We start from the raw sequence: 23019 nt of genomic DNA, 5'->3' as shown, positions 1-23019 counted from the left end.
GTCACGCGCTCATCTCCGGCTTGATCGGGCTCGTTCCTATGCCCGGTCGGCTGGATAGGGTGTACGGAACAAGAGCACCAGTCCGCCGGCAAGAAAGAGGATCAGCGTTGCCATCCCGAGCCGCGGTGATCCGCTCATATAAGTCACCAGAGAGAAGAGCAGCGTCGCCATGAAACTGGTGGCGCGGCCCGAAAGCGCGTAGATGCCGAAGTAGCGGCCGGCTTCCTCCGGGCTGACGCTGCGGGCGAGATAGGAGCGCGACGAGGCCTGCACCGGCCCGAAGGCGAGCCCGATCAGCAGACCATAGAGGATATAGGCCTTTTCCGCGGCAGTACCGAAAAGGCCGCCGGAATCGGCCGTCGGCAGCGGCATCAGTCCGAATAGGGTGTAACCCGGTCCTGTCGAAATGATGCCGATGGTGGCGAGAAGCAGCATGGTGAGGCTGATGACGACGGTCACCTTCGAACCGACGCTCTTGTCGACGCGGCCGGCGATCAGGCAGCCGAAGATCGCGACGACATTCAGGATGATGCCGTAGATTCCGATCTCGATCGTTGCCCAGCCGAACATGCCGGCCGCGAAGATACCGCCAAGGATCAGCAGACCGTTGACGCCGTCCTGATAGATCATGCGGGCGATGAGGAATGTCAGGATGCCGCGGCGCTCTCTGAGCTCGCCAAGCGTGTTTTTGAGTTCCCGCAAGCCGGAGCGCACCGCGGTGCCGAAGGGAAGACCCTTGCCGACATCGGGCGTGAAGAAGAACATCGGCAGGATGAAGATCAGATACCAGACGGCCGAGATCGGCCCGGTGATGCGTGCATCCTGGCCTGTCTCAGGATCGAGGCCGAACAGGGGATCAAGGCCGAGGATGGTCTTGCCGGTCTCAGGGCTCGCCGCCAAAAGCGTGACGACGGCAATGAGCACGATGATGCCGCCGAGATAACCGAGCCCCCAGGCGGTGTTGGAGAGCTTGCCGACCTCGTGCTTGCCGACCAGGCGCGGCATCATCGAATCGTTGAAGACGATCGAAAACTCGGCCGAGATCGAGGCGAGGATCATGAAAATGACGGGATAGAGAACAGGCGAGCCGGGTGCGGCGAACCACAGGCAGAAGAGGCTGGCGATCTTGATGACCGCGAAGAAGCCGATCCAGGGTTTGCGTGCGCCGGACTGGTCGGCGATCGAGCCGAGGACGGGTGAGAGAAGGGCGATGATCACCGAGGAGATCGTCGCCATGTTGCTCCACGTCGTCTGCGCGGAAACCGGGTCATCGGTCAGGCGGGAAACGAAATAGGGTCCGAAGATAAAGGTTGTGACCACGGTGAAGAAGGGCTGTGCTGCCCAATCGAAGAACATCCACCCCCAGATGCCCTTCTCCGTGGCCTTCGGCGGTAGCGTTCCTGTCCAGTCAATGCGATTCAACATCCGCTCCTTCTTTGACGCGGACTGTCTCACCTCACCCGGTCGCGCGCAAGATCGGTCAGGATACCTGCAGCAACGGTAATACGCGCGAGATTGGGATCGCCGCCGTCGCTGAGGGTTGAAAGCTCCTCGAGGATACGGTTGATGCGGATACGATCCTGCGCATGCCAGGCTTGAACGGGAAGCTTTTCCTTGCCGTGATCGGAAAGGGCCGAGATGACGATGTCGCGCCTTGCGCTGGCGATTTGATCGATGCTGCGGGCAAGCGCCAGATTCTCGTAATGGTCTGAGGTGAGGATCCGCCCGCCCGCCGCCAGCAGCCTGCCGATACGGAAGGTCTGCGACACGGCGATGTAGTTCTCGGCGGCGCGTACCAGGGGTTCGCCGGTGCGCTCGGCGATCTGCATGATCTCCGGCACCAGTGCGAAGATCGGGAGGCTGGCGATGTCGGCGGCGAGTTTTTCGGGCAGGCCCGCCTGGCTGTACTCCGCCTGGCGCACGGCGACCTCGCCGGCCACCTGTCCGGCGAAGGCGGTTTTCAGCTTCTTCAGGGCTGTCTGCAGCCGGCTAATCACTTCCGCCATATCGGCCTTGGTCATGCCCGTTTTCAGCAGCAGGCGCGTCAGCACGATAAAGCTGTGGCTGATCTCCTCGTAGATGCGGTTTTGCATCTCGCCTGATATCTTGCCGTCCAGGGCGTCCGTCCCGGCCCAGAGGCTGGTCAGGTCGAAACCGTCTCTAGCGACGATTGCGGCGCGCACCACTTCCGGTGCTGAAGCCGCCGTTGCGTCCATCATGGCAATGGTGAAGCTCGGCCCACCGCGGTTGATCGCTTCGTTGGCAAGCACGGTGGCGACGATTTCGCGCTTCAGGCGATGGCCGGCGATATCGCCGGCGTTCGACTTCTGCATCTTCACGGGGAAATAATTCGACAGCGTCGTGGTGAAATAGGGATCGTCTGGCAGATCGCTTGCGGCCAGCGCATCGAAGAGCACGATCTTGGCATAGGATACCAGCACGCCGATTTCCGGCCGCGTCAGCGGCTTGCCGGCAGCATAGCGTTCGGCGAGGGTCTGGTCGTCCGGCAGCGTCTCGACTTTGCGATTGAGCTGCTTGGCGCCTTCGAGAACCGTCATGAAGCGCGCAAGTTCCAGGCCATTTGCCGTACCCTTGCGTTCTGTCAGCGAGATCGCCAGCGACTGCAGGTAGTTGTTGCGCAGCACCAGGGTCGCCACTTCGCCGGTCATCGAGGAAAGAAGCTGGTCGCGTTTTGCCCGCGTCAGGCGCCCGTCATGCATGGCGGCCGCCAGCGCGATCTTGATATTGACCTCGACGTCCGAGGTGTTGACGCCGGCCGAGTTGTCGATGGCGTCGGAGTTGCAGCGCCCACCTTTCAGACCGTAGGCGATGCGGCCTTTCTGGGTAACGCCGAGGTTTGCGCCCTCGCCGATCACCTTGGCGCGCACCTCAACAGCGGTGATGCGGATCGGGTCGTTGGCGCGATCGCCAACTTCGGCGTCGGTTTCGGACGGCGCTTTCACATAGGTGCCGATGCCGCCGAACCAGAGCAGGTCGACCTCACTCTTCAGGATCGCCGTCATGATCTCGAAGGGCGTGGCGACAGCCTTGTCGATACTGATTGCGGCAACTGCTTCCGGCGTCAGTTTGACCGATTTCGCTGCGCGAGAAATGATCATCGCACCCTTCGACAGCACGCTCTTATCAAAATCCTGCCAGCTCGAACGCGGCAGGTCGAAGAGCCGCTGGCGCTCAGTCAGCGTCTTTTCCATATCGGGATCGGGATCGATGATGATGTCGCGGTGATCGAAGGCGGCAATGAGCCGGATCTTGGGAGAGAGCAGCATGCCGTTGCCGAAGACGTCGCCCGACATGTCGCCGACGCCGGCGACGGTGAAGGGCGTCGTCTGGATGTCGATGTCCATTTCCCGGAAATGGCGTTTCGCGGTTTCCCAGGCGCCGCGGGCGGTGATGCCCATCTTCTTGTGGTCGTAACCGGCCGAGCCGCCGGAGGCAAAGGCGTCGTCCAGCCAGAAGCCGGCTTCCTGCGCCAGTGCATTGGCGGTGTCGGAGAAGGTCGCGGTGCCCTTGTCGGCGGCGACGACGAAATAGGGATCGTCACCGTCGAGCCTGACGGTATCCTTCGGCGGGGCGATGTCGGCGCCAGATATATTGTCGGTGATCGAAAGCAGCGTGCGGATATAGGTCTTGTAAGCCTCGCGGCCAGTATTGAAGATCTCGTCGCGGCTGCCGCCGACCGGGAGCTTCTTCGGATAGAAGCCGCCCTTGGCGCCGACCGGCACGATGACCGCATTCTTCACTTGCTGCGCCTTGACGAGGCCGAGCACCTCGGTGCGGTAATCCTCGGCGCGGTCCGACCAGCGCAGGCCGCCGCGCGCCACCTTGCCGAAGCGCAGGTGCACACCTTCGACTTCGACGCCGTAGACGAACATCTCGCGGAAGGGTTTCGGTTCCGGCAGCCCATCGACCAGGTGCGGATCGAGCTTGAAGGCCAACATCGGTTTCGGCGAGCCGTCCGGGTTCTTCTGGAAATAATTGGTGCGCAGCGTCGCATCGACGATGTTGACGTAGCGGCGCAGGATACGGTCGTCGTCGAGGCTCGGCACGTCGGCAAGCTCGGCCTCGATCGCCTGGTGCAGTTCGCCAAGCTTCTTGACGCGGGCCTTCTCCGAAAGCCGGGTGTCGAGTGTGTCGTGGAACAGCCGGAAGATGGCGGCGGCGACGACGGGATATTTATCGAGCGTCGTTGCGATATAGTCTTGCGAATAGGCGATGCCGGCTTGGCGGAGATAACGGGCATAGGCGCGCAGCACGTTGGTCTCGCGTGCCGAAAGCCCGGCCGAAAGAATCAGCCGGTTGAAGCTGTCATTGTCGATCGTGCCGGCGAAGGCGGCGACGAAGGCTTCCTCGAGGGCGGCGCCGTAACGCGCCAGATCGATTTCGCCGCCATTGCGGGCCTCGAGCTCCATGTCGTGCAGCACGACGAGTTTCTTTTCTCCATCGGCGGCCGGCACCCCGATGTCGAAAGTGCGTTCGCTGACGACGTTGAAGCCGAGATTCTCGAGAAGCGGCACGCGGCGCGACAGCGCCAGCTGGCCGCCGGCGTGGAAAATCTTCAAGGAAAGGATGGGGCCCTGTTCTTCCTGACGATGGTAGAACTGGATGCGCAGCGGTTCGCCGGCGGCGCAGGCACCGATATCGGCGAGGTCGGCCACGGTTTCCTCCGGCGTGAAGGAATCCTGGAAGGCCTGGTCGACGGATATCTTCGGGGCCTTGGCGCCTGACAGCGCCTCGAAACGGTCGTCCCAGCGGGCCGTGATCTCGCGGATCACCTGCTCGAGTTTTGCCTGCGGAATGCGTGGCGTCTTGCCGCCCGAGCGGCCGATGATGAAATGCACGCGCGCCACGCCGCCTTCCGGGAAAGCCGGGTAATAGGCGGAGACACGGCCGTCATAGACAGTCTTCAGATAGGTGCCGATCCGTTCGCGGACGATCGAATCATATTCCTCACGCGGCACATAGATGATCACCGAGACGAAGCGGTCGAAATGGTCGATTCGCGGCAGGACGCGGACGCGCGGCCGATCGGCCAAGTCGTTGATCTGTTCGGCAAAACTTGCAAGCAGCGTCGTGTCGATCTGGAAAAGATCGTCGCGCGGATAGGATTCCAGGGTGTTGTCGAGCATGCGGCCGGAATGGCTCATCGGGTCGAAGCCGAAATGTTCCTTCACCTTGTCGATCTTGGAACGCAGCAGCGGGATTTCCGAGGCGAGCGAGGTATAGGCGGTCGAGGTGAAAAGGCCGACGATGCGCAGCTCACCGGTGACGTTGCCCTCCGCGTCGAAGCGCTTGACGCCGACATAATCCATATAGGCGCGGCGATGGACGATCGATTTCACATTCGCCTTGGTGACGATCAGGAAGTCGGGGCCGTCGAGGAAGGCAAGGATCTCAGGCGTCGTCGTCACGGCGTCCTTGCCGGTGCGCAGCACGAGAACATCGGGGTTGGAAAGGATGCCGAGGCCAGCACCCTTGTCGCGCTCGACCCTGGCATCGGTCCCCTTGCCGGAATAGACATATTCCCGCATGCCGAGGAAAGTGAAATTCTCATCGCGCAGCCAGGTCAGGAAAGCGACGGCTTCGTCGCGATCGGCCTTCTTCCGGCTGGCGCCGTTGGCCGCAAGCTCGGCGATCACTCCGTCGATCTTGGAAAGCATCGGCTTCCAGTCGAAAACCGACAGGCGGACCTGTTCGAGGACTTTTTCGATGCGTTTGACGAGATCGGCGGCCTGGGCGGAATTGAGGGGCGCTATATGAAGCTGGATATGGCTGACGCGGTTGGCCGGATCGCTCGGGTGATCTGCGGAATACGTCGTCAGCGCCTTGCCCTTTTCCATGACAAGGATGGGATGCACGGCCATGAACAGGTCGCGGTAGGTGCTCGTCACTTCGCCCATGACCGATTCAAACAGAAAAGGCATGTTCTGGTCGGTGACTGAAAGCACCGAGACGGCGATGCCATCAGGCGTCACATCGGCAATCGTGTCGATGCCGACGCGGGGCGCCTTGCCGTTCCAGGCAGCAAGTTCCTTTGCCGAATGCACCGCGGAGAGCGCCAGCATTTCCGGTGTATAGAGTTCGAGATCGTCATTGCTTGCCCGGCCGAAGAGAATTTCCGGATCGAGATGCGCCTCGCCTGTCGCCTTGGCGATCTTGCGCGCGCTTTCGATCTGCTTTTCCCGTTTCGGATTGTTTCTGGCAGCCATGGATCGCCTCCCTCAATGTCTGATTTTTTGCAAGCTAGCAGAAGATTCTTCGAAAAAATCTCTAAAAGAGCGGTCCGAAGGATTGTTTTGACGCTTTTTTGGCGCGGGAAACGAGAAATTGTAAGAGATTTTCCGCTTTCTTCGCCAAGCGAAAGCGAAAGTCCCGTCTTCCGGTTTTTCGTTCCGCCGAACATTTCCACGCCCGCATGAAGAATGGTTGACAGCGTGGCGTCAAAAAGATCATCAAACGCGGTCATCATTCGGATCTTGGATATCATGTCGGAAAATGCAGCGGGCGCAGTCATCGTCATTTCCAGCCATGTGGTGCGGGGCTCGGTCGGAAACCGGGCAGCCGTCTTTGCGCTGGAGACGCTCGGTCATCCGGTCTGGGCCTTGCCGACCATCGTGCTGCCCTGGCATCCCGGCCACGGCCGCTCGACGCGGCTGACTTTTGCGGAAACGGATTTCGACGCGGCGATCGACGATCTGATCCGTGCGCCCTGGATCGGCGAAGTCAAGGCGGTGCTCTCGGGCTATTTTGGCAATGCCGCCCAGGCGCGCTCCGTCGCCCGGCTGATCGGTGCGCTGAGGCAAAACAATCCCGAGCTGCTCTATGTCTGCGATCCCGTCATGGGCGATCTCGGCGGCCTTTACGTGCCGGAAGCGACCGCTGAGGCCATTCGCGACCATCTCATTCCGCTCGCCTCGCTCGCAACGCCGAACCGCTACGAGCTCGCATGGCTTTCGGGGGCAGCCCTCGAAGACAACAGCGCGATCATGGAGGCGGCGCTCGCGCTCGGACCATCGCGCATGCTCGTCACTTCGGCGGTGCCGATGATGGCGGGTGGTACCGGCAATCTCTATCTTTCCGGCCGTCACGCCCTTCTTGCCGAGCATCGTGTTGTCGAGAACCCGCCGAATGGTCTCGGCGACCTCATCGCCGCCGTCTTCCTGTCGCGCCTGCTCTCCGGGATCGAGGACGAAAAGGCACTGCAGCTTGCCACCGCCAGCGTCTTCGAGGTGCTTGCGCGTGCCGTCAAGCGCGGCAGCAACGAGTTGATGCTGGCAAGCGATGCTTCCAGTCTTTCGACGCCGATGGCCATGGTGCAGATGCGCCGCCTCGTGCACCCGGCGCAGCGGCGGAAAAAATGACGCATCTGCCGATATGCTCATTTTGCAGTGCAGCAGTTGATCTTGTCTTCGGCGCGCGCTAATCCAGAAGCATGCAGCGTTTTCCAAATCCCCTTCTGGACGGCTATCGCAACTTTATGAACGGGCGTTATGCCGACGCCCGCGACAGGTATCGGCAGCTTGCCGAAAACGGTCAGAGTCCCCATACGCTTGTCATTGCCTGTTCGGACTCTCGCGCGGCACCCGAGCTGATCTTCGATGCCGGCCCGGGCGAGCTCTTCGTCATCCGCAACGTCGCCAACATGGTGCCGCCTTACGAGCCGGACGGTCATTTTCATTCGACCTCGGCCGCACTCGAATTTGCCGTGCAGGTGCTGAAGGTCTCGGATATCGTCGTCATGGGCCACGGCCGCTGCGGCGGCATCCGCTCAGCACTCGATCCGAATGCCGAGCCATTGTCGCCCGGCGATTTCATCGGCCGCTGGATGTCGCTGGTCAAACCCGCCGCCGAACAGATCCAGAGCAACGACGTGATGACAGCGGCCGAGCGGCAGACGGCGCTGGAGCGTGTCTCCATCCGCAATTCGATCAACAATCTCAGAAGCTTTCCCGACATCAAGGCGCTCGAGGAAGCGGGAAAGATTCATCTCCACGGTGCCTGGTTCGACATTTCGACCGGTGAACTCTGGGTCATGGACGCCGAGACACGCGACTTCATTCGTCCCGAAATCTAGGGACATGCCAGTTTATCAGTTTTTTAAGGATTGTTGTTAAGCTCGCCGTCAATTGGTCGCGCACGACCGACGTTTTGATCACCGTGGCGATTGGCGATGAAGTTCGAAACCATCAAAAGGGTTATCCTGGCCGCCATCATGCTGCCCTTCGTCTTCATGCTCATTGAAGGCGTCGTCGTCATACGTTCTTCGGTCAATCAATACTGGAACCTCGAAAAGGACCGGCAGTTCGCCGATGTGCTTGCCCGTGGCGGGTCGATCGCCGCAACGGAGATTCTGACTGAGATCGGCGCCACCCGCCGCTACCTCGCAGACCCCAGCAGCAGGACTGCCATCGACATGCAGCAAAGCCGGGTGACGCTCGATCGCGAACGCCACGCTTTTTATGCCAGCCTGCCCTCCCGCGATGCGCTCGACGAGGGGCTCGTCGGCGAATTATCGATTCTCAGCCTTGCCTACAGCCGCATCGTCGCGGCGCGCAGCGCCGTAGACCAGGGGCGTTATACCGGCAGTGATCCCGGTTCCATCTACTGGTATGCGGCTCTCAAGCAGCTTGCCGTCGTCGATGCGCTTTCGCCGCTGATCAGCGATCCGGTGCTGCTTGAGAAATCCAACCAGCTGATGGGTATCCTGCTGACCTATTACGGCGAAAGGCTGATCACCGGGATCGGCACCCGTTATCTCAACCAAGGGGCTTCCGCCAGATTGCCGGTGGAGCTTTTCGTACAGGGCAAGGTCATGCTCGGCGAGGGCATGGATCACATGGTTTTCCATTCCTCCGCGCCGGTCGTGCGCCACATCGTTGCTTATCTCGGCCGCAGCAGCCAGGTAAAGGCGAATGCGATCACCGATGCCATTCTCGCCGGATCGCGGCCGACACGCGCCGTGCATGACGTCTGGGCCGCCGCGCAGAGCGAGCGCATGACCTTCCTGCAGCAGAAGATGATCGAGGCCGCAAAGGATATTCATGAGACCGGCGAAAGCCTTTCGACGCGCTCGCACATACACCTGACACGGATCCTGGCGCTGTGTGCCGGCCTGCTGATACTCGCCACATTGGTGCTGCTGCTGGCGGCAAAGGGCCTGCGCCTGATCGACCGGCTGACCCAGGATCGGGAGACGCTGGTGGGCGAGTTGCGCAGCGCCGCCCAGACCGATCTTCTGACCGGCCTTTACAACAGGCGCGGCTTCGAGGTCGCCGCATCCGCACTTCTCACACAGGCCGAGCACGGATCACGCTGGATTTCCGTCGTGCTGTTCGACCTCGATCATTTCAAGAAGATCAACGACCTTCACGGGCATGACGCCGGCGATGCCGTGCTCCGGCATGTCGCGGGCGTCGCGCGTGAGAATTTTCGTTCCTTCGATCTCTTGGTGCGCCATGGCGGCGAGGAGTTCCTGGCGCTTCTGCCGGATTCGACGCCTGACGATGCTGCAATCGTTGCCGAGCGTGTGCGGCTGGCGATCGAGGCGGCGGAAATCCCCCTGCCGAGCGGCGATGTTCTCAAGGTGACGGCGAGTTTCGGATGCGCCGGACGGGCAAATGAAGCCACCAACCGGAACTTCGAGGATCTGGTCAAACGCGCCGACCTGGCGCTTTACGCCGCCAAGGCCTCCGGCCGCAATTGCGTCGTCTCGGGACCAATCATCCAGGCCCCGGTGCAGGAGGAGCGACGCAAGGCGGCTTCCGGCGGCGGCTTTGATTCCCGCAAATGAAAAACGCCGCATATCGCAGCGGCGTTTTCGCGTATTCTATCGGGCCTATTTGCCGTCGATCTGCTGACCGATATAGGCGATCGCCTGCTGGTAGACGCTGGCGGCGTTCCAGCCCTGGATGGCGACGAAATTCGGCTCTCCCGGCTGATAGCCGGCGCCGGCGCGCCAGCCGTGGCCCTTGAGGAAATTCGCCGTCGAGGCCAGTGCATCGGCGCGGGAACCGACCATGTCGACGCGGCCGTTGCCGTCGCCGTCGGCGCCGAAGCGCACGACATTGCGCGGCAGAAACTGCGTCTGGCCGATTTCACCATGGGCAGCGCCCTTGGCCTGTGGGCTCAGATAACCCTCGGAGACGAGCTGGAGTGCTGCATAGAGCTGGTCGGTGAAATATTGCGAACGACGGCAGTCATAGGCAAGGGTCGAAACAGCCGACAGCGTATGCTGGTTGCCCATGTAGCTGCCGAAACCGGTCTCCATGCCCCAGATCGCAATCAGCGGGCCGGCCGGAACGCCGAAACGGCGCTCGATCGAGGCAAAAAGCGCCTGATTGGCGGCCTTCATGCTGCGACCGCGGGAGATGATCGCGGCACCGCCGCGCTTCTGCATGAAAGCGTCGAAGGAGAGCTTAAAGCTCTTCTGGCCGCGGTCGGCGGCAATCGTCGGCCTGTTGTAATTGACGTTGGCGAAGGCGCGGTCGAGGACCGAGCGGCTGACGCCGTTTGCCGCCGCTTCCTGCTTGAAGTCGGCGACCCATGCACCGAAACCGCTGCTATTATTACCGCATTGAGCGCCCTGGGCCGCTGCCGGCAGCGCGTGGAGGACGCCCGCCACCGTCAACGCCGCCAGAAAGAATGTTGTCATGCGCATGAGAAACCCCGCTTCCGATCTACTGAAGCGCGCCGCGGCCGATCGGGGCCATTCGACGCGCTCAAAGTCTTCGTTCTGTTCATGTCGCTGTCCCGAACCGCTGCACGGTTTTGGACGGCATGCTTTGGCTTGACGCCGGGCAGAATGCCAGCCGAAGGCGATCTTGTCACGACCACCTTTTTCAGCAAGCGCTTATGGACAGAAGCGTCCACAATTCGGCAAAAAGCCCTGCCTCATCATCAGCAGGGCTTTAGCATATTATGGTTTACAAATGGTATCAGGCAGCCTGCTTGCGCGGCTTGACGAGACCACGATTGACGAGCAGCTCGGCGATCTGGATGGCGTTCAACGCAGCGCCCTTGCGCAGATTGTCGGAGACCACCCAGATGTTCAGGCCGTTTTCGACCGTCGCATCCTCGCGGATGCGCGAAATGTAGGTCGCATCCTCGCCGGCGGATTCATAAGGCGTGATGTAGCCGCCATCCTCGCGCTTGTCGATGACGAGGCAACCCGGTGCATCGCGCAGGATGTCGCGGGCCTGGTCGGCGGTGATCTCGTTTTCGAATTCGATGTTGACCGATTCCGAATGACCGATGAAAACCGGCACGCGCACCGCGGTGCAGGTCACCTTGATCTTCGGGTCGAGCATCTTCTTCGTCTCGGCCAGCACCTTCCATTCTTCCTTGGTGTAGCCGTCCTCCATGAAGACGTCGATATGCGGGATGACATTGAAGGCAATACGCTTGGTGAACTTCTTGTTCTCGATCGGATCGGCGACGAAGACGGCGCGTGTCTGATTGAAGAGCTCGTCCATGCCGTCCTTGCCGGCGCCGGAGACCGACTGGTAGGTCGAGATGACGACACGCTTGATCTTGGCGAAGTCGTGCAGTGGCTTCAACGCCACCACCAGCTGGGCGGTCGAGCAATTCGGATTGGCGATGATGTTGCGCTTGGTGAACTGGCTGATGGCATCCGGGTTGACTTCCGGCACGATCAGCGGCACGTCGGCGTCGTAGCGCCAGGCCGAGGAATTGTCGATGACGATGCAGCCCTGCTGGCCGATCTTCGGCGAGTACTTCTTGGAGACCTCGCCGCCGGCCGACATCAGGCAGATGTCGGTATCGGAGAAATCGTAATTCTCCAGATTGGAGACCTTCAGCGTCCGGTCACCGTAGGAAACCTCGGTGCCCTGCGAACGCGAGGAGGCGAGTGCCACGACCTCATCGGCGGGGAAGCCTCGCTCCGAGAGGATGTTGAGCATCTCCCGGCCGACATTTCCGGTTGCTCCCGCAACTGCTACTTTGAAACCCATTTCTCAAGCTCTCTTTCTCTTCTCTCCTCTTGTCCGGTGAGGGGAAAGGCGCGACTAATCGCGTCTTCCTGTCCCCAGCCGAGCCGGGGAGAGAGCGGCAGGCCAGAGACGTCAGACGGTTTTCGTCGTCGTTTTGGCCTTGGTTTTGGAAGAAACCGGAACGGCAATGTCCACCCCGGCAACTCGTGCCCGGTCATTGCATTCGGCAATGGCGTGTTCGTCGCGAACCATGGAGATTCCTTTTCCGCTGTTGCTCTTAGAAGGTTTTCCACAGGAGTCAAGGTTTTTGCGCTCAGAGCCGGCAGGCGAAAGCGGCGACCGCAATGCTGCGACGTTTTGTCATGCCGCTGTCATCCTCGGGAGGTATCCCGGCGCGGTTGTTAATGTCTGCAACGAAAACGGGGGTTTTCCATGCGTACGCTTCTTGCCGCCTTTGCGGCCACCACCATCCTTGCGGGCGCCGCTCAGGCGACGACGGTCTATCCGCTTGATCGCGCGACGATCCTTGCCGGTTCGCCGTTCGATTTCAAGGTCGAGCTCAACAAGCAGGTCAAGCTCGAAGACGTGAAGATCACGGTCAACGGCCAGGACTATAAGACCGTGCTTGGGGGCGAGGCGCAGTTCGTCGAGCTGGAAAAGGGCAAGGACGACAAGGCTCTCGGTTCCGCTATCCTGCTGCGCGGCCTGAAGATTTCCGCTCCTGGCGACTACAAGATCGAAGTCGCTGCCGGCGACGAAACGAAGTCCGTCACCTGGAACGTTTACGAAACAGCGGCCCAGCCGAAGGCCAAGAACATCATCTTCCTGCTGGGTGACGGGCTATCCGTTGCGCATCGCACCGCTGCCCGCATCATGTCCAAGGGCATGACCGAAGGTAAGGCGAATGGCCGCCTGAATATGGATGATCTCGAGCGTATGGCTTTTATCGGCACGTCGGCGACGAATGCCGTCGATACGGACTCGGCCAACACCATGTCGGCCTACATGACGGGTCACAAGACGGCCGTCAACGCGATCGGCGTTTACGCGGACCGTACGCCGGCATCCCTCGATGATCCGCGTGTTGAAACCTTCGCAGAAGCCGTTCGCCGCCTGACCAAGAAGTCGATCGGCATCGTTGCAACGGCCGAGGTCGAAGACGCCACGCCGGCTGCGGTCGTTGCTCACACCCGCAACCGCAACGACAAGGCCGACGTCGTCGGCATGCTGCTCGACGTCAAGCCGGAAGTCCTCCTCGGCGGCGGCTCGGCCTATTTCCTCGGCAAGGAAGTCGCCGGTTCCAAGCGCAAGGACAATCAGGACTACATCAAGCAGTTCCAGGATGCCGGCTACAAGCTTGCCACCGACAAGAACGAGCTCGCAGCCAATGCATCGGCTGAAGGCAATCTCCTCGGTCTCTTCCACACCGGCAATATGGACGTCACGCTTGATCGAGAGTTCCTGAAGAAGGGTACCGTCGACAAGTTCCCGAACCAGCCAGGCCTCGTCGCCATGACCAAGGTTGCGCTCGACCGCCTCTCGAAGAATCCTGATGGCTTCTTCCTGATGGTCGAAGGCTCCTCGATCGACAAAATGTCCCATCCGCTCGATTGGGATCGTGCCGTCTACGAAACCATCGAATTCGACCAGGCCATCGGCGTTGCCCGCGAATTCCAGAAGGCGCATCCGGATACGCTGATCGTCGTCACAGGCGACCACACACATGGCGTATCCATCATCGGTACCGTCGATGATGAAAAGTCCGGCACGGAAATGCGCGAAAAGGTCGGGACCTATGCCGAAGCTGGCTTCCCGAACTACAAGGACGAAAACGGCGACGGCTATCCCGATAAGGTCGATGTCAGCCGCCGCCTGTTCCTGAGTGCCAACAATGGCCCGGATCACTACGAGACCTTCCGTCCGAAGCTCGATGGTCCGTTCGTTCCGGCTGTCCAGAACGAAAAGAAGGAATATGTCGCCAACGAGCAGTATAAGGATGTTCCCGGCGCGGTCTTCGTTCAGGGCAATATTCCGAAGAGCGGCGATAGTGGTGTCCACGCAGCCGACGACGTCGTCCTTCAATCGGCTGGTCCGGGTGCTGAAGGTTTCCATGGTTACATGGAACAGAGCGACGTCTATCGCGTGCTCGCCGACACCTTCGCTCTCGGCGCCAAGCAGACGAACTGATCTGCCGATCCGGCTAGGCCGCTTGCCGGCCTTGCCCCTTTCACCGATCATGGTCCCGGCCGTTCAGCGGCCGGGACTTCATTCTTGGAGATCGCCATGGAAAAGCTCCCTTCGCTGCATCTCAGCCGCCGCGGCCTGATCGGCGCCATCGGCACGCTGGCCTTGGCCGCTGTTGCTCGCCCGAGTTCTGCTGCGGATTCCTTGATCAGCTTCGATGAGCTTTACGGCAAGTTCGGCGTGCTCGGCCTCGAATTCTCCGACAAGGTGAAGCGCCTTGCCGGCAAAGGGATCAGCATGAAAGGTTTCATGGCGCCGCCATTGAAGGCCGAGGCCCAGTTCTTCGTGCTCACCGAGGTGCCGATGTCGCTCTGCCCCTTCTGCTCCTCGGATGCGGACTGGCCGGACAATATCGTCGTCGTCTATCTCGGCGAGAAGCAGACCTTCGTGCAGCCGCGCCAGACGATCGAAGTGCGTGGTACGCTTGAATACGGTTCGTGGACGGATCCGGAGACAGGCTTCGTCAGCCTGCTGCGGATCCGCCAGGCCGAATATTCCGCCGTCTGAACCGATATGCTCGCTCTCGATATCGAAAACCTGACCGTTGCCTTCCCAGGCCTGTCCTCGCCGGCACTGGCGATCGACCGCCTGTCGATCGATGCCGGCAGCAGGGTCGCCATTACAGGCGCGTCCGGCTCCGGCAAGAGCACCTTCGTCAATATCGTTGCCGGGCTGGAGCGGACACGGCAAGGCCGCATCCGCTGGAACGGCGAGGATATCGCGGGTTTTTCAGAAAGCCGGCGAGACCGGTTCCGTGCCGCCAATATCGGCCTGGTCATGCAGGAGTTCCATCTCTTTCCCGGCCTGTCGGCGTTGGAAAACGTGCTGCTGCCGGCGCGGCTTGCCGGCGCTGCCACGGCTGATGTCATCGAGCGGGCGCATGCGCTTTTGAGCACGGTCGGTCTTTCCCGCCCCGACCAGAAGATCGAAACAATGTCGCGCGGCGAGATGCAGCGTGTGGCGATCGGCCGGGCGCTGCTGCGTAAGCCCGGCGTCATCATCGCCGACGAGCCGACCGCAAGCCTCGATGCCGAAAGCGGCGAGGCGGTCGGCGATCTCATCCTCGATCTGGCCGTTGCCGAAGGCAGCACGCTGATCGTCGTTTCGCACGACCAGCGCTTGGCCAGCCGCCTCGACCGGCGCATCACCTTCGGTTCCGGCCGGATCAGCGAAGATTCCGCGGCAACGGCGGGAGAAGCTGCATGATCCGCTTCATCCTTTCCGATCTTCGTCGCCTCTGGGCGGGATCGCTGGTGGTCGTGCTGCTGGTAGCGCTCGCGACCGCGCTTGGTGTTTCTGTCGTCCTGCAGGAGCGGGCGCTTCGTCTCGGCAGCGCACGCGCTGCCGACAAGTTCGATCTTGTCATCGGCGCCAGCGGCAGCGAGACGCAGCTCGTGCTGTCCTCCGTCTTCCTACAGCCCTCTCCTTTGCCGCTGATGCCGGGCGAAGTGCTGGGCAAACTTGCTGCCGATCCACGCGTCGATTGGGCAGCCCCGATCGGCTTCGGCGATTCCTTCTCCGGCTATCCGATCGTCGGCACGACGACCATGCTGGCGCAGAACCTGTCCGGTGGTTTAGCCGAAGGCAAGATTTTTGCGCGCGAGGGCGAAGCCGTGATCGGCGCGGCTGTCAAGTTGTCGCTCGGCGGTGAGATCAAGCCTATGCACGGTTCGCTGGAAGAGGGCGGCGAGACCCATACCGAACTCGTCTATCATATCGCCGGCCGCTTGCGGCCGACCGGCACCGCCTGGGACCGGGCGATCCTCGTTCCCATCCAGGCCGTCTGGCACATCCATGGCATGGAGGCGGAGGAACATGCGGAGGACGGTGAGCAGCACGAGCATGAAGCTGTGTCCGGAACGGATAACACCGAACATGGTCATGCGCATGAGAAAGCCGGCACTGATCACGATGGGCATCAGCATCACGGCGAGGCCGATCCGGATGCTGTGCTTGATGAGAGCTGGACTGCGGGCGCTCCCGGCCTTCCCGCCATTCTGGTCAAGCCAAAGACGATCGCCGACGCCTACAAGCTGCGGCAGGACTATCGCAGCGGCAATACCGTCGCCGTCTTTCCCGGCGAGGTGCTGACCAATCTCTACGCCACGCTCGGCGACGCCAAACAGATCCTCGTCGCGGTCGTCTCGGGCGCGCAAGCTCTCGTCGCAGCCTCGCTGGTGCTGATCACGGTCATCCATATCGGCCAGCGCCGCCGTCAGATCGGCGCACTCAGGGCTTTCGGCGCCCCGCGCGGCGCGATTTTCGGTATCGTCTGGCTGGAATTCTTTTTCCTGGTGGCGGTCGGCATCGCATTCGGATTCACGCTCGGTTATGCCGCGGCCCTCATCTTGTCCGGCATGTTCTCGCAAACGAGCGGGATCACCATGCCGGTCGGCTTCGCCCGTGAAGACGCCGGGCTTGCGGCGGTGCTGCTTGCCTTTGCCACAATTCTTGCCGCGCTGCCGGCAGTGCTCGCCTACCGGCAATCGCCGGCGCAGGCGCTAAGAGCATAACGGATCCACATCACAAACCGCTGTGAAACCTTCTTCCAAACTTCCGGCAGCTCTATCGTCACGGGCGGCGGAGAGCTTGATGTGCATGACAAAGCGTGGCGTCATTAGACTAAAGTCATAATCCGAAAGCCTCTCTCTTTTTGATCTGTCGTTTCTGGCACACTCCCGTCAGGCGTGTCGCGGCCAGGGGTATGCTTTGAGGAGAAGTAGGCCGCGGGCGTTGATCATCACTCTGTGGAGGACAGACAATGGCAAATGTCGCAAGCATCGACGGCGCGAAGGCCGGTCCGATGACCGGCGAGGAGAAGAAGGTCATCTTCGCCTCTTCGCTCGGCACCGTTTTCGAATGGTACGATTTTTATCTCTATGGTTCGCTCGCCACCTATATCGGTGCGACCTATTTCACCCAATATCCCGAGGCAACGCGTAACATCTTCACGCTGCTCGCCTTTGCCGCCGGCTTCCTGGTCCGCCCCTTCGGCGCGCTGGTGTTCGGCCGTCTCGGCGATCTCGTCGGCCGCAAATACACCTTCCTGATGACCATCATGATCATGGGTATGTCGACCTTCCTCGTCGGCATCCTGCCGGGTGCCGCCACGATCGGTATCGCAGCCCCGATCATCCTGATCGCGCTTCGCCTGCTCCAGGGTCTGGCGCTGGGCGGTGAATATGGCGGTGCGGCAACCTATGTCGCCGAGCATGCGCCGAACGGGCGCCGCGGCTACTTCACCTCATGGATCCAGACGACGGCGACGCTCGGCCTGTTCCTGTCGCTGATCGTCATCGTCTTTGTTCAATATCTGATGGGTGCGGCTGAGTTCGCCGCCTGGGGCTGGCGCATTCCGTTCCTGCTCTCGTTCGTCCTGCTCGGCATTTCCGTCTGGATCCGCCTGAAGATGAACGAATCGCCGGCGTTCCAGCGCATGAAGGCGGAAGGCAAGGGCTCCAAGGCGCCGCTGACCGAAGCCTTCGGAACATGGAAAAATGCCAAGATTGCGATCATCGCGCTTCTCGGCGCCACCATGGGCCAGGCGGTCGTCTGGTATGGCGGCCAGTTTTATGCACTGTTCTTCCTGCAGAACGTGCTGAAGGTGGACCTGTTCTCGGCCAATGTCATGGTCGCCATCGCACTTCTCCTCGGCACGCCGTTCTTCGTCATCTTCGGCGGCCTCTCCGACAAGATCGGCCGCAAGCCGATCATCATGGCAGGCCTTCTCATTGCGGCAGTGACCTATCATCCGCTGTTCAAGGCGATGACCTGGACGGCGAACCCGGCGCTTGCCGAAGCGCAGGCTTCGATTCGGGCAACGGTGACAGCTGATCCGGCGGATTGCAGGTTCCAGTTCAACCCGACAGGCACGGCGAAGTTCACCAGTTCTTGCGACGTGGCGACGGCATTCCTGACCAGGAACTCGGTGCCTTACGACGTGGTGCCCGGCACCGCCGGACAGCCGGCAACGGTGAAGGTCGGCAACGCGACGATCCCAAGCTTCGACGTCGTCGCTGCCGGCGACAAGGCCAAGGGCATGACCGCCGCCTTCGAAAAAGGGGTCAACATTGCGCTCCACGATGCCGGTTACCCGCTGAAGCGCGGCGCCGTCAAGGTGCCGGATTCCAAGCTCGATGCCTTCATCGCAGCCAATCCGGAACTGTCGCTCAACGCCGATGCCGTGCGCGCCGGCGAGAAGGAAACCGTACCAGCGGCGAAGCTGGTCGAGACCAAGCTGCTGACCGCGGATGAGGCCAATGGCGTCACCGACATGACGGTCTACAACATCGCCAATGGCGGCACTTTCGCCATGGTCGCCGATCCGGCCCGCGTCAACTGGATCGGCACGATCGCCGTGTTGTTCGTCCTTGTCTTCTATGTGACGATGGTCTACGGCCCGATCGCCGCTCTGCTGGTCGAGCTTTTCCCGACCCGCATCCGCTACACCGGCATGTCGCTGCCCTATCACATCGGCAACGGCTGGTTCGGCGGCCTGCTGCCGGCGACGGCCTTCGCGATGAGCGCTGCCGCGGGCGATATCTACTACGGTCTCTGGTATCCGATCGTCTTTGCGACGATCACGCTGGTGATCGGCCTGATCTTCCTGCCGGAAACGAAGAACAGGGATATCCACGCCATGGATTGAGCGGTGGATTGAGGCCAATCCTTGCTTGAGAAAAAAGGCCCGGCGCTCACAAGGCGCCGGGCTTTTCCATATTACAGCGCCGCGCGTCTTTTCGGACGCGCAAAGAACGCTGTAACATTTTAAATTGCTGCATAATTTTATCCTTAAATCGATTCCGATTTAAGGAGTTATGCAGTGTGAAACAGCCTCTTCGAGAGCGGCCAGCCGTCCGGCGCCAGCTTGAAGAGCAAGCCGCAGCGGGCAAAGACGATCGCCGTCAGCAGCGAGAACCAGGCGCCGAAGGCAAGGCCGGCGATGACGTCGCTTGGATAATGGGCGCCGACCATGACACGCGTCATGCCGAGCCAGATCGCGCAGGCGATGAAGGCAACGCGGTAGCGTGGAAATAGCAGGGCGAAGGCGGCGAAGAAGGCGCCGACCGTGGTGGAGTGGCCGGACGGGAAACTTTCGAAAGCGGAATGGCCCGAAAAGGGCGTGAAGGAAAACATGCCGTAGTCGTGGAAATGATCGGGACGCGCCCTGCCGATCGCACGCTTCAGCAGATTGGCGAGAAGTCCTGAGAAGACGACCGTGAAGAAGAGATAGGCGCCGATCCAGCTGACATAGAGCGCCTGCGCCTTGGAACGCGCCGTCTTCACAAGCTTGTAGCCTGCCCTGCCCTGAAAGAACAGCAGGATGCTGGTGTAGATCAGCCAGGCGGAATCGCCGAAACCGGTCAGCATCTCGCCGAGGTGTTTCACCGGCGCGGGAACTTCGCTGGCGCCGATCGGCGCGTCGAAGAGCAGCATCGAAAGGATCACGGCATTGAGCGTAACGAAGAGGCAGGCCTGCCAGCGCAAAGGCGGCATGCCGACGGCGCTCCGGCGCCAGCGCCTGTCCAGGGAAGCCCAAAATGCCCGCATTTCGTCGTCCGTTCGAATTTGTCCCAGAGCCCGCGCGTCCAACAGGACACGCTAAGGACGCTCTATTACTTTGAATTGACGCACGATCCTTTGTCGAAAATCGCTTCCGATTTCGGGATTATGCGCTCGTTAAAATCCGGCGCAAAAATACACGAGATTGTGGCCGAGAATAGTCCGTTTCGGATAATTCGACCAAGCGGGACGCGCTTCACCGCCCTCAATGGAAAAAGCCCTCCGCATGCGCGATGCGAAGGGCTGGATACTGTTTCACGTGAAATATCAGGCGGAAAGCGTCTTGAACTCGGCGAGGATCGCATCGCCCATCTCGACGGTGCCGACCTGCCTTGCGCCATCGGCCATGATGTCGCCAGTGCGAATGCCCTTGTCGAGCACGTTGGCGATCGCCTTTTCCAGATCGTCGGCTTCCTTCACCAGATTGAAGGAGTAACGCAGGCACATGGCGAAGGAGGCGATCATGGCGATCGGATTGGCGATGCCCTTGCCGGCGATGTCAGGGGCCGAGCCGTGCACCGGCTCGTAAAGCGCCTTGCGCTTGCCGGTCTTGCCGTCAGGCGCGCCGAGCGAGGCCGATGGCAGCATGCCGAGCGAGCCGGTCAGCATGGCGGCGACGTCGGAGAGCATATCACCGAAGAGGTTGTCGGTGACAATGACGTCGAACTGCTTGGGCTGGCGCACCAGCTGCATGCCGCCGGCATCGGCCAGCATGTGTTCGAGCTGGACGTCGGAATATTTCGCCTTGTGCGTCTCGGTTACCACCTGGTTCCAGAGCACGCCCGACTTCATGACGTTGCGCTTTTCCATGGAGCAGACGCGATTCTGCCGCGTGCGGGCCATTTCGAAGGCGACGCCGGCGATGCGCTCGATCTCGTAGGTATCATAGACCTGCGTGTCGATGCCGCGCTTCTGGCCATTGCCGAGATCGATGATTTCCTTCGGCTCGCCGAAATAGACGCCGCCCGTCAGCTCGCGGATGATCAAGATATCGAGGCCTTCGACCAGCTCCGGCTTCAGCGACGAGGCCGCAGCAAGGGCCGGATAGCAGATGGCGGGACGCAGGTTTGCGAAGAGCTGCAGATCCTTGCGCAGGCGCAGCAGGCCGGCTTCCGGGCGCACTTCGTAAGGCACGCTATCCCATTTCGGGCCGCCGACGGCGCCGAACAGAACGGCATCGGCGGCAAGCGCCTTCTGCATGTCGGCTTCCGAGATGGCAGCGCCATGCGCATCATAGGCGCAGCCGCCGACAAGGCCTTCGTCGGTGACGAAACCGGCATTCATCGCCTCGTTCATATAGGCGATGATCTTGCGGACCTCGCCCATTGCCTCGGGACCGATGCCGTCACCCGGCAGCAGGAAAAGATTGCGCGCTGTCATGAAACCCTCCTGGGAAAAACAAGTTGCGGTTTCTTAGACCCCGGAAATGGGCATTTCAAGCGACAGAAGCGGTGAATCGGTACGCTTCGCTCCGAGCCGCGACGGTTGCTCCTGCGTCCGCAAACGAATTAGAACGGTGACCCTGTCTTTATTCTGGATGGTTCCCATGCCTTTCGCGCCTCTCCACCTCGACACGCCCTTGCTCCAGACGGCACCTGGCTACAGCGCCAGCGGCAAACCGCTCTGGCTGAAGCTCGATGCGCTGCAGCCTTCCGGCAGCTTCAAGCTGCGCGGCGTCAGCCGGCTTTGCCAGCACGAGGTGGAAAATGGGGCGCGCGAAATCTTCTGCGCTTCCGGCGGCAATGCCGGCATTGCGGCGGCTTATGCCGGCCGGGCGCTCGGTGTGCCGGTCACTATCGTCGTGCCGGAGACGACGGCAGCCGACGTACGCCAGACGATTGCCGCAACGGGCGCGAATGTCCTCGTTCATGGTTCGGTTTTCGATGAGGCCAATGCCCATGCGGTCGAACTCGCCCGGAGCCGCAAGGCAACCTATGTGCACCCCTTCGACCATCCGCTTCTGTGGGATGGCCATGCCACGCTGATCGACGAGGTGGTGGCGAAAGGGGCAAAATTCGATTGCGTCATCACCAGCGTCGGCGGCGGCGGGCTGCTTGCCGGCATCGTCGAGGGGTTGAAGCGCAACGGGCTTTCCGATGTGCCTGTTATCGCCGTCGAAACGGAAGGGGCGGCTTCGCTCCATGCCAGCCTCAAGGCGAATGAGCGTATCACCCTTCCCGCCATTACCTCGATTGCCAATTCGCTCGGCGCGCGGCAGGTGGCGCAGTATGTCTTCGACCTGCCGCAGCAGCATCCGATCGAAAGTGTTGTCGTCAGCGACGCCGATGCCGTTGCCGCCTGCCTGAAATTTGCCGATGCACAGCGCGTTCTGGTCGAGCCGGCTTGCGGTGCGGCCCCTGCGGTTGCCGATGTGCATGCCGGGCTGCTTCAGCGCTTCGATAATCCGCTTATCGAAGTCTGCGGCGGCATCGGCGTGTCGCTCGAAAAACTCAGGGCCTGGAAAGAGAAGTTTCTTTGACCCACACCAAAGAAAAAGCCGGGCGTAAGCCCGGCTTGATCGGTAACCGATTGGAAGGGCTCAGGCTGCCCAGGGGTGCGAAGCGGCGTTCTTCTTTTCGAAGCTGTCGATCGCCTTGCCCTTTTCCAGGGTCAGGCCGATATCATCGAGGCCGTTCAGCAGGCAGTGACGCTTGAACTCGTCGAGATCGAACTTGATCAAGCCACCATCGGGGCCGGTGATCTCGAGGTTTTCGAGGTCGACGGTCAGGATGGCGTTGGAGCCGCGCGAGGCGTCGTCCATCAGCTTGTCGAGATCTTCCTGGCTGACCTTGATCGGCAGGATGCCGTTCTTGAAACAGTTGTTGTAGAAAATATCGGCGAAGCTGGTCGAGATAACGCAGCGGATGCCGAAATCCAGAAGCGCCCAAGGTGCGTGCTCGCGCGAGGAGCCGCAGCCGAAATTGTCGCCGGCAACCAGGATCTTGGCATCGCGATAGGCCGGCTTGTTCAGCACGAAATCCGGGTTTTCTGAGCCGTCTTCGTTATAACGGGCTTCGGCGAAGAGGCCGGTGCCGAGACCGGTGCGCTTGATCGTCTTCAGATAATCCTTCGGAATGATCATGTCGGTGTCGACGTTGACAACCGGCAGGGGCGCTGCAACGCCCGTGAGCTTCACGAATTTATCCATGACCCATGCTCCATTTCAGCAAATCTACTTCCAGAATTTGCATCTAGTCCAGTTTTTCGCCGAAATGAAGGAGAATCTTCCACAGATGGCGGCCACGCG

General features: G+C 61.1%; 17 protein-coding genes. 9 read left to right on the top strand and 8 right to left on the bottom strand.

Features of this window, described 5'->3' with window-relative positions; translation table 11 throughout:
- Window positions 1-36: 36 nt before the first annotated feature.
- Both G9X67_RS29460 and G9X67_RS29455 read right to left on the bottom strand, forming a co-directional pair.
- Entirely contained in the window at window positions 37-1425 is a 1389-nt protein-coding gene (locus tag G9X67_RS29460; RefSeq protein WP_171600280.1) for an MFS transporter, read from the bottom strand.
- Between the two features lie 26 nt (window positions 1426-1451).
- Window positions 1452-6227, bottom strand: coding sequence for an NAD-glutamate dehydrogenase (locus G9X67_RS29455; protein ID WP_171600279.1), 4776 nt, complete (start codon window positions 6225-6227; stop codon window positions 1452-1454).
- 276 nt (window positions 6228-6503) lie between these two features.
- On the opposite strand from G9X67_RS29455, the gene pdxY reads away from it, so the two are divergent.
- The 3 genes from pdxY to G9X67_RS29440 all read left to right on the top strand — a co-directional run bounded on the left by pdxY (window position 6504) and on the right by G9X67_RS29440 (window position 9808).
- Window positions 6504-7379: a pyridoxal kinase PdxY gene (gene pdxY / locus G9X67_RS29450; protein ID WP_029874631.1), complete on the top strand. Its 876-nt coding sequence runs from the start codon at window positions 6504-6506 to the stop codon at window positions 7377-7379.
- A gap of 71 nt (window positions 7380-7450) precedes the next feature.
- Entirely contained in the window at window positions 7451-8092 is a 642-nt protein-coding gene (locus G9X67_RS29445; RefSeq protein WP_003544008.1) for a carbonic anhydrase, read from the top strand.
- 96 nt (window positions 8093-8188) lie between these two features.
- Window positions 8189-9808: a GGDEF domain-containing protein gene (locus G9X67_RS29440; RefSeq protein WP_138331959.1), complete on the top strand. Its 1620-nt coding sequence runs from the start codon at window positions 8189-8191 to the stop codon at window positions 9806-9808.
- Between the two features lie 45 nt (window positions 9809-9853).
- Here G9X67_RS29440 and G9X67_RS29435 read toward each other — a convergent pair whose 3' ends face one another.
- The 3 genes from G9X67_RS29435 to G9X67_RS35455 form a co-directional block, all read right to left on the bottom strand.
- Window positions 9854-10675, bottom strand: a complete 822-nt coding sequence (locus G9X67_RS29435) for a lytic transglycosylase domain-containing protein (protein WP_138331958.1) — start codon at window positions 10673-10675, stop codon at window positions 9854-9856.
- A gap of 277 nt (window positions 10676-10952) precedes the next feature.
- A complete protein-coding gene (locus tag G9X67_RS29430; protein ID WP_003543997.1) occupies window positions 10953-11987 on the bottom strand; it encodes an aspartate-semialdehyde dehydrogenase in 1035 nt (344 codons plus the stop codon).
- Between the two features lie 111 nt (window positions 11988-12098).
- Window positions 12099-12311: a hypothetical protein gene (locus G9X67_RS35455; RefSeq protein ID WP_011654045.1), complete on the bottom strand. Its 213-nt coding sequence runs from the start codon at window positions 12309-12311 to the stop codon at window positions 12099-12101.
- A gap of 87 nt (window positions 12312-12398) precedes the next feature.
- On the opposite strand from G9X67_RS35455, the gene G9X67_RS29420 reads away from it, so the two are divergent.
- The 5 genes from G9X67_RS29420 (at window position 12399) to G9X67_RS29400 (ending at window position 18858) form a co-directional block, all read left to right on the top strand.
- Window positions 12399-14153 carry an alkaline phosphatase gene (locus G9X67_RS29420; protein ID WP_138331957.1) on the top strand — a complete coding sequence of 585 codons (1755 nt, stop codon included), beginning with the start codon at window positions 12399-12401 and terminating at the stop codon, window positions 14151-14153.
- Window positions 14154-14249: 96 nt separating this feature from the next.
- Complete coding sequence (locus G9X67_RS29415; RefSeq protein ID WP_138331956.1) at window positions 14250-14717, top strand: hypothetical protein; 468 nt, start codon at window positions 14250-14252, stop codon at window positions 14715-14717.
- A 6-nt stretch (window positions 14718-14723) separates the two neighbouring features.
- Window positions 14724-15416 carry an ABC transporter ATP-binding protein gene (locus tag G9X67_RS29410; RefSeq protein ID WP_138331955.1) on the top strand — a complete coding sequence of 231 codons (693 nt, stop codon included), beginning with the start codon at window positions 14724-14726 and terminating at the stop codon, window positions 15414-15416.
- On the top strand, window positions 15413-16723 hold the full coding sequence (locus G9X67_RS29405) for an FtsX-like permease family protein (RefSeq protein ID WP_138331954.1): 1311 nt from the start codon (window positions 15413-15415) through the stop codon (window positions 16721-16723). Before G9X67_RS29410 ends, G9X67_RS29405 begins: the two co-directional genes overlap by 4 nt.
- Before the next feature lie 248 nt (window positions 16724-16971).
- Complete coding sequence (locus G9X67_RS29400; protein ID WP_138331953.1) at window positions 16972-18858, top strand: MFS transporter; 1887 nt, start codon at window positions 16972-16974, stop codon at window positions 18856-18858.
- Window positions 18859-19025: 167 nt separating this feature from the next.
- Here the strand turns inward: G9X67_RS29400 and lpxE are convergent, their stop codons facing one another.
- Both lpxE and leuB read right to left on the bottom strand, forming a co-directional pair.
- The gene (gene lpxE, locus G9X67_RS29395; protein ID WP_138331951.1) at window positions 19026-19760 is read right to left on the bottom strand and encodes a lipid A 1-phosphatase LpxE; all 735 of its coding nucleotides are present in this window, start codon (window positions 19758-19760) and stop codon (window positions 19026-19028) included.
- 279 nt (window positions 19761-20039) lie between these two features.
- Window positions 20040-21152 (bottom strand): 3-isopropylmalate dehydrogenase, encoded by a 1113-nt coding sequence (leuB, locus tag G9X67_RS29390; RefSeq protein WP_003543987.1) that lies wholly within the window; start codon window positions 21150-21152, stop codon window positions 20040-20042.
- 166 nt (window positions 21153-21318) lie between these two features.
- On the opposite strand from leuB, the gene G9X67_RS29385 reads away from it, so the two are divergent.
- On the top strand, window positions 21319-22251 hold the full coding sequence (locus tag G9X67_RS29385) for a pyridoxal-phosphate dependent enzyme (protein WP_171600278.1): 933 nt from the start codon (window positions 21319-21321) through the stop codon (window positions 22249-22251).
- 60 nt (window positions 22252-22311) lie between these two features.
- Here G9X67_RS29385 and leuD read toward each other — a convergent pair whose 3' ends face one another.
- Window positions 22312-22920, bottom strand: a complete 609-nt coding sequence (leuD, locus tag G9X67_RS29380) for a 3-isopropylmalate dehydratase small subunit (protein WP_003543984.1) — start codon at window positions 22918-22920, stop codon at window positions 22312-22314.
- Between the last annotated feature and the right edge of the window lie 99 nt (window positions 22921-23019).

Source organism: Rhizobium sp. WYCCWR 11152 (assembly GCF_013087615.1).
In the GTDB taxonomy this organism is placed as follows: Bacteria; Pseudomonadota; Alphaproteobacteria; order Rhizobiales; family Rhizobiaceae; genus Rhizobium; species Rhizobium indicum.
Note: the sequence above shows the minus strand (reverse complement) of the source record. Positions and strands in the feature narration are given on the sequence as shown.